Source organism: Ruegeria sp. BHSB196, from assembly GCF_059613135.1.
In genome coordinates, this window is record NZ_JBXWRY010000003.1 from 111,986 (window position 1) to 125,221 (window position 13,236).

The 13,236-nt window shown below is 64.0% G+C and carries 15 protein-coding genes; 7 read left to right on the forward strand and 8 right to left on the reverse strand.

All coding sequences use genetic code 11. The annotated features are described in order from the left end of the window. Positions 1–4: 4 nt before the first annotated feature. The 3 genes from AC2FNJ_RS03430 to AC2FNJ_RS03440 all read right to left on the reverse strand — a co-directional run bounded on the left by AC2FNJ_RS03430 (position 5) and on the right by AC2FNJ_RS03440 (position 3,680). Complete coding sequence (locus AC2FNJ_RS03430; protein ID WP_496762447.1) at positions 5–1,204, reverse strand: branched-chain amino acid ABC transporter permease; 1,200 nt, start codon at positions 1,202–1,204, stop codon at positions 5–7. 3 nt (positions 1,205–1,207) lie between these two features. After that, the gene (locus AC2FNJ_RS03435) at positions 1,208–2,239 is read right to left on the reverse strand and encodes a branched-chain amino acid ABC transporter permease (protein WP_496762449.1); all 1,032 of its coding nucleotides are present in this window, start codon (positions 2,237–2,239) and stop codon (positions 1,208–1,210) included. An 88-nt stretch (positions 2,240–2,327) separates the two neighbouring features. Continuing rightward, the gene (locus AC2FNJ_RS03440; RefSeq protein WP_496762451.1) at positions 2,328–3,680 is read right to left on the reverse strand and encodes a substrate-binding protein; all 1,353 of its coding nucleotides are present in this window, start codon (positions 3,678–3,680) and stop codon (positions 2,328–2,330) included. 230 nt (positions 3,681–3,910) lie between these two features. Here AC2FNJ_RS03440 and AC2FNJ_RS03445 point away from each other — a divergent pair, with 230 nt between their 5' ends. The 5 genes from AC2FNJ_RS03445 (at position 3,911) to AC2FNJ_RS03465 (ending at position 9,861) form a co-directional block, all read left to right on the forward strand. After that, entirely contained in the window at positions 3,911–5,209 is a 1,299-nt protein-coding gene (locus AC2FNJ_RS03445; RefSeq protein WP_496762452.1) for a short-chain fatty acyl-CoA regulator family protein, read from the forward strand. A gap of 86 nt (positions 5,210–5,295) precedes the next feature. Further along, entirely contained in the window at positions 5,296–5,676 is a 381-nt protein-coding gene (locus AC2FNJ_RS03450; RefSeq protein WP_496762454.1) for a response regulator transcription factor, read from the forward strand. Further along, positions 5,673–5,963: a hypothetical protein gene (locus tag AC2FNJ_RS03455; protein WP_496762456.1), complete on the forward strand. Its 291-nt coding sequence runs from the start codon at positions 5,673–5,675 to the stop codon at positions 5,961–5,963. The genes AC2FNJ_RS03450 and AC2FNJ_RS03455 overlap by 4 nt, the downstream gene beginning before the upstream one ends. Further along, positions 5,963–8,641: an ATP-binding protein gene (locus AC2FNJ_RS03460; RefSeq protein WP_496762458.1), complete on the forward strand. Its 2,679-nt coding sequence runs from the start codon at positions 5,963–5,965 to the stop codon at positions 8,639–8,641. The genes AC2FNJ_RS03455 and AC2FNJ_RS03460 overlap by 1 nt, the downstream gene beginning before the upstream one ends. 77 nt (positions 8,642–8,718) lie before the next feature. After that, positions 8,719–9,861, forward strand: coding sequence for a FliM/FliN family flagellar motor C-terminal domain-containing protein (locus AC2FNJ_RS03465; protein WP_496762460.1), 1,143 nt, complete (start codon positions 8,719–8,721; stop codon positions 9,859–9,861). Between the two features lie 12 nt (positions 9,862–9,873). Here AC2FNJ_RS03465 and AC2FNJ_RS03470 read toward each other — a convergent pair whose 3' ends face one another. The 4 genes from AC2FNJ_RS03470 to AC2FNJ_RS03485 are packed head-to-tail and all read right to left on the reverse strand — an operon-like array spanning position 9,874 to position 12,085. Further along, positions 9,874–10,314 (reverse strand): protein tyrosine phosphatase family protein, encoded by a 441-nt coding sequence (locus AC2FNJ_RS03470; RefSeq protein ID WP_496762461.1) that lies wholly within the window; start codon positions 10,312–10,314, stop codon positions 9,874–9,876. A 9-nt stretch (positions 10,315–10,323) separates the two neighbouring features. Next, positions 10,324–10,755, reverse strand: a complete 432-nt coding sequence (locus AC2FNJ_RS03475; protein ID WP_496762462.1) for a DUF6691 family protein — start codon at positions 10,753–10,755, stop codon at positions 10,324–10,326. Beyond that, a complete protein-coding gene (locus AC2FNJ_RS03480; protein WP_496762464.1) occupies positions 10,755–11,183 on the reverse strand; it encodes a YeeE/YedE family protein in 429 nt (142 codons plus the stop codon). The genes AC2FNJ_RS03475 and AC2FNJ_RS03480 overlap by 1 nt, the downstream gene beginning before the upstream one ends. A gap of 38 nt (positions 11,184–11,221) precedes the next feature. Beyond that, on the reverse strand, positions 11,222–12,085 hold the full coding sequence (locus AC2FNJ_RS03485; RefSeq protein WP_496762465.1) for an MBL fold metallo-hydrolase: 864 nt from the start codon (positions 12,083–12,085) through the stop codon (positions 11,222–11,224). Between the two features lie 266 nt (positions 12,086–12,351). On the opposite strand from AC2FNJ_RS03485, the gene AC2FNJ_RS03490 reads away from it, so the two are divergent. Further along, entirely contained in the window at positions 12,352–12,567 is a 216-nt protein-coding gene (locus AC2FNJ_RS03490) for a hypothetical protein (protein WP_496762466.1), read from the forward strand. Positions 12,568–12,575: 8 nt separating this feature from the next. On the opposite strand, the gene AC2FNJ_RS03495 is transcribed toward AC2FNJ_RS03490, so the two are convergent. Continuing rightward, positions 12,576–12,794: a hypothetical protein gene (locus tag AC2FNJ_RS03495; RefSeq protein ID WP_496762468.1), complete on the reverse strand. Its 219-nt coding sequence runs from the start codon at positions 12,792–12,794 to the stop codon at positions 12,576–12,578. Positions 12,795–12,950: 156 nt separating this feature from the next. Between AC2FNJ_RS03495 and AC2FNJ_RS03500 the strand changes: the two genes are divergently transcribed. Beyond that, on the forward strand, positions 12,951–13,217 hold the full coding sequence (locus AC2FNJ_RS03500) for a DUF2312 domain-containing protein (RefSeq protein WP_496762469.1): 267 nt from the start codon (positions 12,951–12,953) through the stop codon (positions 13,215–13,217). Positions 13,218–13,236 lie beyond the last annotated feature (19 nt).

Below are 13,236 nucleotides of genomic sequence, written 5' to 3' on the forward strand. Positions count from 1 at the left end.
CTCCTCATTCAGCCGGGTTGGACTGGGTGGCTTTGTCGGTATCGTCCTTCGACTTCTTGCCACGGAACATGCGGGCGATGCGCTGGCCGCCCTCGACGAGACCGCCGGGCAGGAAGATCACCACGGCCATGAAGATGATGCCGAGCGTCAGGTGCCAGCCCTTGCCGATGAACGGGTAGACGATGGCGATCACGAAGTCCTCCATCCCGTCCGGCAGAAACGCGAACCACTGGTGCAGGATGTCCTTGTTGATCTTCGACAGGATGTTTTCCATGTACTTGATCACGCCGGCACCCAGAACCGGGCCGATCAACGTGCCCACACCGCCCAGGATGGTCATCAGTACGACCTCGCCCGAGGCCGTCCAGAACATGCGTTCGGGGCCCACCTGCGTGTCCATCGCCACCAGCAGGCCGCCGGCCAGACCGGCATACATGCCCGAGATGACGAAGGCCGCCAGCGTGTAGGGACGGGCGTTCAGACCCGTGTAGTACATCCGCGTCTGGTTGGACTTCACCGCGCGCAGCATGGTGCCGAAGGGCGAGCGGAAGATGCGGATCGCCACGTAGAAGCTGATCAGCATAACCACCCCGGCGATGTAGTAGCCGACGTTGAAGGTAAAGAGCCAGTTGCCCAGCGACAGCTCGAAACTGTCGCGCATGTCGAGTCCGAACAGGTTGGCGCGACCGATCTCGCCCTCCTGGAGGTTCGACAGGATCGGACGGTCGGTCGGCTTGATCTGAAGCCCGGTTTCGCCGCCGGTGATCGGGGTGAGCACCGAATAGGCCAGCGCGTAGGACATCTGCGCGAAGGCGAGCGTCAGGATCGAGAAGTAGATGCCCGAGCGGCGCAGCGAGATGTAGCCCACCGCGATCGCGAACAGGCCCGCGACGGCCACCGCCATGATGATCGCGGGTATCACATTCAGCGAGACCAGCTTCATCATCCAAATGGCGCCGTAGGAGCCCACGCCTAGGAACGCCGCGTGTCCGAACGACAGGTAGCCGGTCAGCCCGAACAGGATGTTGAAGCCGATGGCGAAGATGCCGAAGATCACGAAGCGCTGCATCAGGTCGGGATAGCCCGCGTTGAACTGCGCCATGCTCGAGCCTTCGGGAAACGGGTTGAGGATGAAGGGCGCCAGGAGCGTCAGCGCCGCAACGATCAGAAGAAGCCGGAAGTCTTTCTTGTCGAGACCGAGCATGGTTTAGTCCTCCATCACGCCCTTGCGGCCCATGAGGCCCCGCGGACGGGTCAGCAGAATGATGATGGCCACCAGATAGATGATGATCTGGTTCAGACCCGGCAGCACCTCGAGCACCGCGCCCATCGACGCGAAGCTTTCCAGGATCCCCAGCAGGAACCCGGCCAGCACCGCGCCGGGCAGGCTGCCCATGCCGCCGACGACGACCACGACGAAGCTGAGCACGAGGAAATCCATGCCCATGTGGTAGTTCGGAGAGTTGATCGGCGTGTACATCACCCCCGCCAGCCCGGCGACCGCTGCCGCCAGCCCGAACATGATGGTGAAGCGCCGGTTGATGTTGATGCCCAGCAGGCCCACGGTCTCGCTGTCGGCCATGCCGGCCCGCACGACCATGCCGAAGGTGGTGAATTGCAGGAAGGCGAAGACCCCGCCGATGATCACGGTGGCGAAGACGAAGTAGATGATGCGCCAGTAGGGATAGATGATCAGGTTGGGATCGAAGCCCAGCATGGCGCCAAAATCGAACGATCCCGTGAATGCCGCGGGGGCAGGGGTCGGGATCGGGTTGGCGCCGTAGAAATACTTGATGATTTCCTGCAGCACGATGGCCAGGCCGAAGGTCACGAGGATCTGGTCGGCATGGGGACGCTTGTAGAAATGCTTGATCAGGCCGCGTTCCATTGCCACGCCGATCAGCATCATCACCGGGATCGCGAACAGGATGGCGAGCGGAACCGACCAGTCGATGATCGCATTGCCCGTCGCCTCGCCGAACCAGTCGTACACATAGGGCACCTCGACCTTGAGCGGGTTGCCCAGGAAGTCGGTCTGGTTTTCGTCGATCACCGTGTGCGACAGCGTCAGGATGCGGTTGAGCGTGACGGCGCAGAAGGCGCCGATCATGAACAGCGCGCCATGGGCGAAGTTGACGACGCCGAGCGTGCCGAAGATCAGCGTCAGGCCCAGCGCGATCAGCGCATAGGCCGAGCCCTTGTCCAGGCCGTTGAGAACTTGCAGGATGATTGCTTCCATCGGTCTGCCCCTCTGGTTTCACGCGCAGCCGGAGCGGTGCGCGGTGGGGTGGGCAGCAACCTACCCACCCGCGTACCGTGTCGCGCGATCAGGCGCCTTCGTTGCAGCTGCCCAGCGTGGCCTCTGCGCCGCCGAACTGCGGGTGATCCGGTGCATAGGTGACCTGATCCACCGGCGTCACTTCGACGATCTCGAGAAGGTCGAACTCCGAGGTCGGGTTCTCTTTCCCCTTCACCACGAGCACGTCCTTGAAGCACTGGTGGTCCTCGGCGCGGTAGAGCGTCGGGCCGTTGCCCATGCCGTCGAACTCGAAGCCTTCGAGCGCCTCGACCACGGCGCAGGGGGCGAAGGATCCGGCACGTTCCACGGCATCCGCGTAGAGCAGCGCCTGTACGTAGCAGGTATGCGCCGCCTGGCTCGGCGGGAAGCCGTACTTGGTGCCGAAGGACTTCACGAACGCCTTGGAGCCTTCATCCTGCAGCGACCAGTGCCAGTTCGTGGAGCCGAAGATGCCCTTCACGTTGGCGCCCGCACCCTTGGCCATCAGGCGGCTGTAGAGCGGAACGATGATCTGGAAGTCCTTGCCGTTCACCTGCTTGTCCCGCAGGCCGAACTGCACGGCGTTGGTCAGCGAGTTGACCATGTTGCCGCCGTAATGGTTCAGCACCAGCGTGTCGGCGCCCGATTGAAGCACCGGCGCGATGTACGAGCTGAAGTCGGTCTGCGTCAGCGGCGTTTTCACGGCCGCGACGGTTTCCCAGCCCATCGCTTCGGTCGAGGCGCGGATCGCTTCCTCGGTGGTGTAGCCCCAGTTGTAGTCGGCGGTCAGGTGATAGGCCTTGCGGTCGGTCCCATACGCGTTGGCCAGCACCGGCGCGAGCGCCGCGCCCGACATGTACGAGTTGAAGAAGTGGCGGAAGCCGTTCTTCTTGCGGTCCTTGCCGGTGGTGTCGTTGGAGTGGGTGAGGCCCGCCATGAAGATCACGCCCGCCTCCTGGCAGAGCGCCTGAACAGCCACGGCCACGCCCGAGGACGAGCCGCCGGTGATCATGATGGCGCCGTCCTTTTCGATCATCGACTTGGCCGATGCACGTGCGGCGTCAGACTTGGTCTGGGTGTCGCCGGTGACGTATTCCACCTTCTTGCCCAGGATGCCGTTGCCCTGCAGCGCCTTTGAAGAAAAAGTGTTCAACATGCCGCCGTCGCCACCGCCGTTGAGGTGTTCGACCGCGAGTTCGTAGGCGCGCAGCTCGTCGGCGCCCTCGTCGGCATAGGGGCCGGTCTGCGGCACGTTGAAGCCCAGCGTCACGGTGCCGCCGGTCGGCTCGTTGGTGAAAGCATGCGCCGACTGGGCGGTGAAGATCGTCGGCAGGGCCACACCGGCGCCGGCCACGGCACCCGACTTGAGCACGCCACGACGCGTAAAGATTCTATTGGACATTCATTCCTCCCATTTCCCTGGATACGCCCATTGGCTCCTCTTCCGCCGGGCGCGGGCACAATATGTGCAAAGCCAGTATGAGGGGGTTTCAGAAAATTGCGCAATAAACCCTTTGAAACGCATGATTATTCTGAAAATATATCAACAACGCTTGTGCGAAACGTGTAAATTCCCTTATGTCGCGACGCAGAAAGCCGTTGAAAATGCGGGGAAAAGGAATCTGAAAAAAGATGGCCAGGGACACTCTGACAGGCAGCCGAATCCGCGAGAGGCGGCTCATCTCGGGGCTGCGTCAGGCGGAACTTGCCCGTGAAGTGGGAGTTTCGGCCTCGTATCTCAACCTGATCGAACACAACCGGCGCAGAATCGGCGGCAAGCTTCTGGTGGACATCGCCACGGTTCTGGGGGTCGAGCCTTCGATGCTGAGCGAAGGCGCCGAGGCCGCCCTGATCGCGGCGCTGCGCGAGGCGGCGGCGGATGCCCGGAACCACAAGGCCGAAACCGACCGAGCCGACGAGTTCGCCGGCCGGTTCCCTGGCTGGGCCGGTGTGCTGGCCCAGATGCACCGGCGCATCAAGTCGCTGGAACGCACCGTCGAAACCCTGTCGGACCGCCTGACTCACGACCCGCATCTGGCGGCATCGCTGCACGAGGTGCTGTCAACCGCCGCGGCGATCCGCTCGACCGCCGCGATCCTGGCCGAGCCCGGAGAGATCGAGCCGGCCTGGCGCGACAGGTTTCACAAGAATATCCACCAGGACGCCGAGCGCCTTGCCGAAAGCTCCAAGGCGTTGGTCCGCTATCTGGACGAAAGCGAAGCCGCCGAGGACCACCGGGGCGTGCCATTGGAAGAGGTCGAGGCGCATTTTGGCGAACGGGGGCACCACTTTCCGGAAATCGAGGCCGGAAAAGCTGTCGATGAGGTCGATCTCGGCGCGCTCGGTTCGGCGGCGGCACGCTCCGTCGCGCGCGAAATACTCGCGGTCTATGCGGCGGACGCGCGCGCCATGCCGCTGCAGGATCTCAAACGCGCGCTGGGCGGGAATCGGGTGAACCCGCTGGAACTGGCAAGCAGCTTCGGAACCGATCTGCCCACCGTTTTGCGGCGCCTCGCCTGCCTGCCGGACGGGCTGCTGCCGCGGGCGGCCGGGCTGGTCATCTGCGACGCTTCGGGCAGCATCCTGTTCCGCAAGCCGGTGCCGGGCTTTGCCTTGCCCCGCCACGGAGAGTCGTGTCCGCTCTGGCCGCTTTTCACCGCGCTGAACCGCCCGCTTGTTCCGATCCGCCGCAAGGTCGCGCAACAGGGTCGGACGGCGGCGGAATTCGAGTGCTTCGCGGTGGCCTGGCCGCATGACGTTTCGGCGTTCGACCAGGATCCGGCCTATCGTTCGGCAATGCTCATTCTTCCGGTGGACAGCGCCGAGCAAGGCCGGGGCGATGCCCAGCCGGTCGGTACCAGTTGCAGGATCTGCCCGCGGCAGGATTGCACGGCGCGGCGCGAACCGTCGATTTTGAGCGAAGGTTTTTGACAGTTCCGTGACCGGAGGGATAATCTGGGTTTGCGCGACAGGTGGCGGTGCCACCGGCTGGCAAGACGGGGGAGGGAAGGGCGAGGATGAGCCGCAAGGTTCTGCTCATCGAGGATGAGCCCAACATAACCGAGGCGATCCGGTTTCTGCTGACCCGCGAAGGGTGGTTGGTCGAAACCCACGCCGAAGGGTCGGACGCGGTCGAAGTCATCAGGAATGCAAATCCGGACCTGGTCATTCTGGACGTGATGCTGCCCGGGAAAAGCGGCATGGACATTCTGCGCGATCTGCGCGAACGCGCGGACATGCAGGACTTGCCGGTTCTGATGCTGACGGCGCGCGGGCAGGTGCGGGACCGGGAAATGGCCGAAAAGGCCGGCGTCAGCCGGTTCATGACCAAGCCGTTTTCCAACTCCGAAGTGGTGACCGCGGTACGTGACCTGCACGCCCAGGCGACGCGGTCATGACCTCCCGGCCGGATCCCGACACCGGCAAGGCGGTCTCGCCGCCGCCGGTGTTTCTGGAACGGCACAGCTACCGCCGCCGCCGCCTTGCCGATGCGGCCCGATTGCTTCCCATCTTCGGCGCCTGTCTGTTCGCGGTTCCGCTGCTTTGGCCCTCCACCGTGCCGATGTCTTCGGCGATTTCCTACATCTTCCTGTGCTGGGCCGGGCTGATCGTCGTCAGCGCCGGTTTCGGCATCGCGGCCAAACGTCTGTCGACGCGCGACACTCAGGACACGGACGCGGATTGATGGCCACGCTGAACCAGCTCATCCTCGTTTGCCTGGGCTATGTCGTTCTGCTCTTCGGCGTGGCTTTCGCCGCGGACAGGCTGGCGGCCACCGGGCGCAGCACCTGGCTGCGGTCGCCGCTCGTCTACACGCTCTCGCTGTCGATCTATTGCACCGCCTGGACCTTCTACGGCGCGGTCGGCTATGCCGCCCGCTCGGGCCTGGAATTCGTGACCATCTATCTGGGGCCGACTCTGGTGATGGTCAGTTGGTGGTGGGGGCTGCGGAAACTGGTCCGGATCGGACGCAGCCAGCGCGTCACCTCCATCGCCGACCTGATCTCCTCGCGCTACGGCAAATCGAACGTGCTGGCGATCTGCGTCACCATCCTCGCGGTTCTCGGGGTCACGCCCTACATCGCGCTGCAGCTTCAGTCGATCACCCTGTCTTTCAACATCTTCGCCGATATCGAACCCGACAGCATCTATCGCGACGGGTCCAGCGCCTTTTGGGTGGCCGCCGGTCTGGCCGTGTTCGCCATTCTCTTCGGCACGCGCAACCTGGATGCGAACGAGCGCCACCACGGGGTGGTGACTGCCATCGCCATCGAAGCCGTGGTCAAGCTGATCGCGCTGCTGGCGGTCGGCGTCTTCGTCGTCTGGGGCATCGCCGGCGGCATCGGACCGATGATGGAGCAGATCGACGCCTCGGAGATCGGCCAGTGGCAGGTGAATCACGGACGGTGGGCGGCGATCACCTTTCTGGCGGCGGCGGCCTTTGTCTGCCTGCCGCGCATGTTCCAGGTGATGGTGGTGGAAAACGACGACGAACGCCACCTGCGCGCGGCCGCCTGGGCCTTTCCGCTGTATCTGCTGCTGATGAGTCTGTTCGTCGTGCCCATTGCGGTGGTCGGGCTGAACCTGATGCCCGAGGGGTCCAATCCGGACCTGTTCGTTTTGACCATTCCGCTGGCACAGGGCAAGGACGGGCTGGCGATGTTGTCCTTCATCGGAGGCTTCTCGTCGGCAACCTCGATGGTGATCGTCGCCGCCATGGCGCTTTCAACCATGGTCTCGAACCACATCGTCATGCCGATCTGGCTCAGCGTACAGGGGCGGCGGGCGTCGGTATCGGGCGATGTCCGCGACATCGTGCTGTTCTCGCGCCGTGTGTCCATCGCGGTGATCATGGCGCTCGGCTTTTTCTACTATCGGCTGTCGGGGGGCGGGTCCGCCCTGGCGGCGATCGGACTGATCGCATTTGCCGGGATCGCCCAGATCCTTCCGGCGCTCGTCGGCGGTCTGTTCTGGCGGGGCGCGACCCGAACCGGCGCCTTGGTCGGGCTGACGGTCGGGTTCGTTCTGTGGATCTACACGCTGCTGCTGCCCGGCATGGGCGGTGCGCTGATGTCCGAGCAGGTCTTGGCCCAAGGGCCGTTCGGCCTCGGGTGGCTGCGACCGCAGGCGCTGTTCGGGATCGAAGGCATCGACCCGATGGTGCATTCGGTGCTCTGGTCTCTGTCCCTGAACGCGGTCGCGTTCTGCATCGCGTCCCTGGCCAGTTTCCCAAGCCCGCTGGAACGCCTCCAGGGCGCGCAATTCGTCAATGTCTTCGACCATTCCAGCGGACCGCGCGGCTGGACCGGCTCGGTCGCGCAGAGCGAAGACCTGATGATCATGTCCCAGCGTATTCTCGGCGCGCGCGAAGCGCAGGAGTTCTTCCAGGCCGAGGCGCAGCGGCAGGGCAGCCGCGGGCATCTGCCCGAACCGACGCCTTCGTTTCTGGAGCGGCTGGAACGGGAACTCAGCGGTTCGGTCGGCGCGGCCACGGCACATGCGATGATCGGTCAGATCGTCGGCGGCTCGTCGGTGTCCGTCGAAGACCTGCTGGCGGTTGCGGACGAATCCGCCCAGCTGCTGGAATATTCCGGGCAGCTCGAAGCGAAATCGGCCGAACTCAGCCGCACCGCACGGCAATTGCGCGAGGCCAACGAGAAACTGACGCAGATCTCGCTGCAGAAGGACGCGTTTCTCGGACAGGTCAGCCACGAGCTGCGCACGCCCATGACTTCGATTCGCGCGTTTTCCGAGATCATGCGCGACACCGAGGGTCTAACGGCCGAAGAGCGCGCGCGCTATGCGACGATCATCCATGACGAGGCGCTGCGGCTGACGCGGTTGCTCGATGATCTGCTGGATCTCAGCGTGCTCGAAAACGGGCAAGTCAATCTGAACATGGGGGATGGCCGCCTTCAGGACGTTTTGGACCGCGCGGTCGCGACCGTGTTGACCGGATCGGAGCGCAAGCTCCGGATACGCCGGAACCGCGCGTCCGAACGGATTCCGCTTCACACCGATCTGGATCGCCTGGGTCAGGTGTTCATCAACCTCATCGCCAATGCCCAGAAATACTGCGACGCCGCCGATCCCGAGTTGACCATCTCGGTCCACGATGTCGGCGGTCAGGTCGTCGTGGACTTTGTCGACAACGGCAGCGGCATCCCATCCAAGGCGCAGGCCATGATATTCGAAAAGTTCGCCCGCGTGGGGTCCGACAAGGCCGGTGGTGCGGGGCTGGGTCTGGCCATCTGCCGCGAGATCATGCAGCGGCTCAACGGCGAGGTCACTTATCTCACCGGCCAGGGTGGCGGCGCATTCCGGGTCAGCCTGCCGCTGACCTACGAACAAGCCGCCCAATAGCGCCGCGTTAAAGACAATCGTAACGGTCTGCCTGCTACCCCTGAGATGTGTGAGGGGAAAGCGTCGGTACCTGAAACATGGCGGCAGATACGGAAAACGGATCAGTTCTGAAGCGCAAGCTGGGCACCGGCCTGGCCGCGGCCGACGCAAGGCCGCGTTCCCTGTTGCGCGCGCTGCGGCTGGGCCTCGCGCGTAGTGCGGACGATACGCTGAAGCTCGCGCTTTCGGTGATCGGCGCGACCCAGGCCACCTGCGCGGCCGATGCCCTGGCGGAGCACGTGGAGGAGGGGCGTTTGAACCTTGTCTTTTCGGCAGAGGACGGGCGGGTCGCAGGGGCCTGCGTCGATCTGCAATGCGTAGGCTCGGTCATCCAGCAGCAGACTCTGGGGCAGCTGTCGCGCGGCGATGTGGCCGCGCGGTCCTTCACCGCCACCGATGCCGCAATGATGGCGCCGCTGATCGAAGACATGCTCAAGCGTGCCGCCGCTCTGGTAAGTGACCCGGGCGATCGCGACTGCCTGACCGGCCACGCCTTCGCCACCTACATCGCCGACCGGCGCAGCTTTCTCTTGGGCTTCGAACAAGAGGAATACCGCGTCGTCGATCTAACCGTGGACATCGCCGGCGGTCGGCGGCAAGGCAGGATCGTCCTGATCCTGCCGGTTCCGGTCGGGGACGATGCGGTTGACGACGCCGAAACCGGCGCGGCCGCTTCGGGTCTTGCGCAACTGTCCGAAGTCATCTGCGCCGAACTGGACGCCGTTGTCCGTCAGATTCAACTGCCCCTGTCGGTCGTGTCCGCGCTCAACGCCGGTGACGTTCTTCCGCTGGGCGCCTTGCGTCTGGACCGAACCGAGCTTCGAACGACCGACGGCGAAAGGGTCGCCATCTGCCGGCTCGGCCAGTGCCGCGGGATGCGGGCAGTGCGCCTGAACGAGACCGCGGCGGACACCGCGAAGGCTCTGGTCGCCGGCGGGCATTTCGAGACCGGCAATTCCGTCGGCAAGTCCCCAGGTGCGCCGCCCGCCATCCCGGCCGAACAACGAGGCGAGGAAGTCGGGGGGGATTCGTCGGCTGCGCACCTCGGCAACGACGAGCCGGGCGCAAGGCCGCCCCGGGCCGATGCCGCGGAAACGCATGAACCGGCAAAGCTGGAACCGGCCGAGCTTGACACCGCGGCAATCACGCAACTGGCGGGGCTGTCCACGGCGGAAGACTGAGGAAACACCCGATCAGGTGCCGTGCCGCGACGCGGCGCAAAGCTGCTCGAGCGTCGGGCGCAGCCCATCGAGCTGATAGCCGGCCTGACCGGTCTTGCCCAGAATTTCGTCGGGACTCAGCGTGCCGCACTGGCCCAGCGCCCAGACCACCGAGCACCGCGTGCCCGATGCGCAATAGGCCAGGACCGGCCCCGTGCTGTTTTCTGCAAGCGCCATCTGCCGCGCCACGTTTTCCGGCGTCATGGTCTGGTGAGTCAGTTCGAGCACTTCGAAGTCCAGCCCGGCATTGCGGACCGCTTCCCCGATCGCGTCGGACCGGAGCGCGGGCGGAACCTCGGAATCCGGCCGGTTGCAGATGACCTTGGTGAATCCCGCGGCCGCGATTTCAGGCACGTCCTCGACCGAAATTTGGGGCGAAACGGCGTAGTTCGGCGTGATCTGGCGAATCTGCATGGGGTTTCCTTAAGCTGCGGCTGCAAGCCTGTCCAGTTGTGCGCCGACTTTCGGGGCCAGCAACATTCCGACGATCATCGACACCAGAAAGACGATGCCTCCAAGACCGCCATAGGTGATCGACGCCAGCGCCGGACCCGGGCAAAGCCCCGCCAGCCCCCAGCCGATGCCGAACAGAACCGAACCGGTGATCAGCCGGTGATCGAGTTCGGGCCGGGGCAGGGTCGGAAAGGAACCGCCGGCCAACGGACTGCGATGGGCGGTCAGGCGCCACGCGAAGAACATGGGCAGGATCGCTCCCGCCATCACGAAAGCGAGCGTGGGATCCCAGTTGCCGAACACGTCGAGCCAGCCCTGAACCTTTGTCGTGTCGGTCATTCCCGATACGAAAAGACCGGCCCCGAACAGGGCGCCCGCAATCAGAGAGATGACAAGCCGCATCAGATCACTCCCAGAACATGGCGGAAGATGGCGATCGTCAGCCCGCCGGCGAGGATATAGAACACGGTGGCGACGATCCCGCGCAGCGAAAACCGCGAGATGCCGCAGACGCCGTGCCCCGAGGTGCATCCGTTGGCGATCCGGCTGCCGATCCCGACCAGCAGTCCCGCCGCGATGACGACGCCCATATCCGTGGTCAGATGCGTGCTGATGTCCACGTTGTAGAGCGGCCAGAGAGCCAGCGGGGCCAGAACCACGCCGAGGATGAAGACCAGCCGCTCGGCCGTGGTGTCCCGCCCGCTGCCGTCGACCAGTCCGCCCAGGATTCCGCTGGCGCCCATGATGCGCCCGTTGCCCAGCAGATAGACCGCGCCGCCCAGGCCGATCAGGCCCCCGCCGACAAGGCCCCAGATCCAGTCCGTTTCCATGTTTCCGTGTTCCTTCCCTTGTGCGTGAAGAGGCCGCGTCAGAGCTTGTTGACCGGCAGTTTCAGAAAGACGTCGCCCTGTTCGTCCGGCGGCGGCATCTGGCCGGCGCGCATGTTCACCTGCAACGATGGCAGGATCAGGCGCGGCATCGGCAGGGTGGCGTCGCGGGCGTCGCGCATCTTGACGAATTCCTCGATGCTCTTGCCCTGACCGATATGCACGTTGAGCGCCTTTTGCTCGCCCACCGTCGTTTCCCAGGCATATTCATCGCGGCCCGGCGCCTTGTAGTCGTGGCCGACGAAGATCCGGGTTTCATCCGGCAGCGACAGGATCTTCTGGATCGAGTCGTAGAGCGTCGCGGACGACCCGCCCGGAAAATCGCAGCGCGCGGTGCCGAAATCGGGCATGAACAGCGTATCGCCGACAAAGGCGGCATCGCCGATGACATAGGTCAGGCAGGCCGGCGTATGGCCCGGCGTGTGCAGCACGTCGCCGCGCATCTGGCCGATGTGAAAACTGTCGCCTTCCTTGAACAGCGCGTCGAACTGGCTGCCGTCCCGCTGGAACTCGGTGCCTTCGTTGAAGACCTTGCCGAAGGTGTCCTGCACGATCGTGATGTTCGACCCGATCCCGATCTTGCCGCCCAGCTGTTCCTGCAGATAGGGGGCCGCAGACAGGTGATCGGCATGAACGTGGCTTTCGAGGATCCATTCCACCTTGAGGTCTTGTGCCTTCACGTAGTCGATGATCGCGTCGGCCGAAGTCGTGTCGGTCCGGCCCGAGGCATGATCGAAATCCAGCACGCTGTCTATGATGGCACAGGCGCTGCCCTCGGGCTCGCGCACGAGATAGGACACCGTAAAGGTGGCTTCGTCGAAGAAGGCTTTCACAAATGGCGTCATCGGTTTCTCCATGATCTTCCCGGTCATCATATAGGTATTTTTGAATGTGATGCAACCGCCTTGAATCGCCCATCGGTCGGCAAACCAGTTGATGTTGGTCAAGGACAGGCATCCGGTCTCAGTGTAATACCGCCTCAGAGTAGCGTAGACCTGCCCAAAATACAGGCAGGCGCCAGCGGAAATTCGCGAATCCACACAATCGCCTCACGAATTTCTTAAGGTTGTTACCTATCTCTGTCAGGCTCGATACATAGGGGAGGAGCCAGATGACTGCACAAGAACTCTATCAGGAAGTCGAACGGCTGGAGCGGAGCCTGCAAGGCGCCTGCATCGACAAGCGTCTGGAGATGCAACCGACCGTCAGCCGCATGGTTCATCAGATGCGCGTTCAAGGTATCCGGGTTCCCTCGCGCCTGCGCCGACTGGATGCGGCACTGTGCGAAGACGCCATCGAGGCGCGCTTCGACAACATGCCGGTCTGAGTGCGGCTCTACCCGAGGGATATTCCGAGGATCACCATCATCAGTCCCAGCACGGACACGAACATCGAGGCCAGGTTCCAGGGCAGCACGTCCTGAACCGCGGCGCGCAACTCTTCATCCGGCAACCCCGCCCGGCGCGCCTTCATCACCCGAAGAATGCACCAGACCAGACCGGCAAGGCCGACCAGTGACAGGGCGGCCCCCGCCCAGATGATGATATCGAACATCCTGCTCTCCGCGCTGCATGTCGGACCGTCCCGCCGTTACCGGATCGACGCCGGTGACGCAAGCGCAGGCCGCCCTGCCGATTGGCCGCTTGCGGTCGCTGCGGTGCCGATGTATCCCGCATTTTGCCCGATATTCAGCCCAGGAGAGTGACGCGCATGGACGAAGTGACCGAACCGCAGGCGGCAGCCAACTATCGCGTGACCGCCGCCGAGCTGCGCCAGTTCATCGAACGTTTCGAGCGGTTGGAAGCGGAAAAAAAGGACATTGCGGATCAGCAGAAGGAAGTCATGGCCGAAGCCAAGGCCCGGGGCTATGACACCAAGGTCATGCGCAAGGTGATCGCGCTGCGCAAGCGCGACAAGGACGACATCGCCGAGGAAGAGGCCGTTCTGGAGATGTACAAGGAAGCCCTGGGCATGTGACCCGAACCGCGCGCGGGCT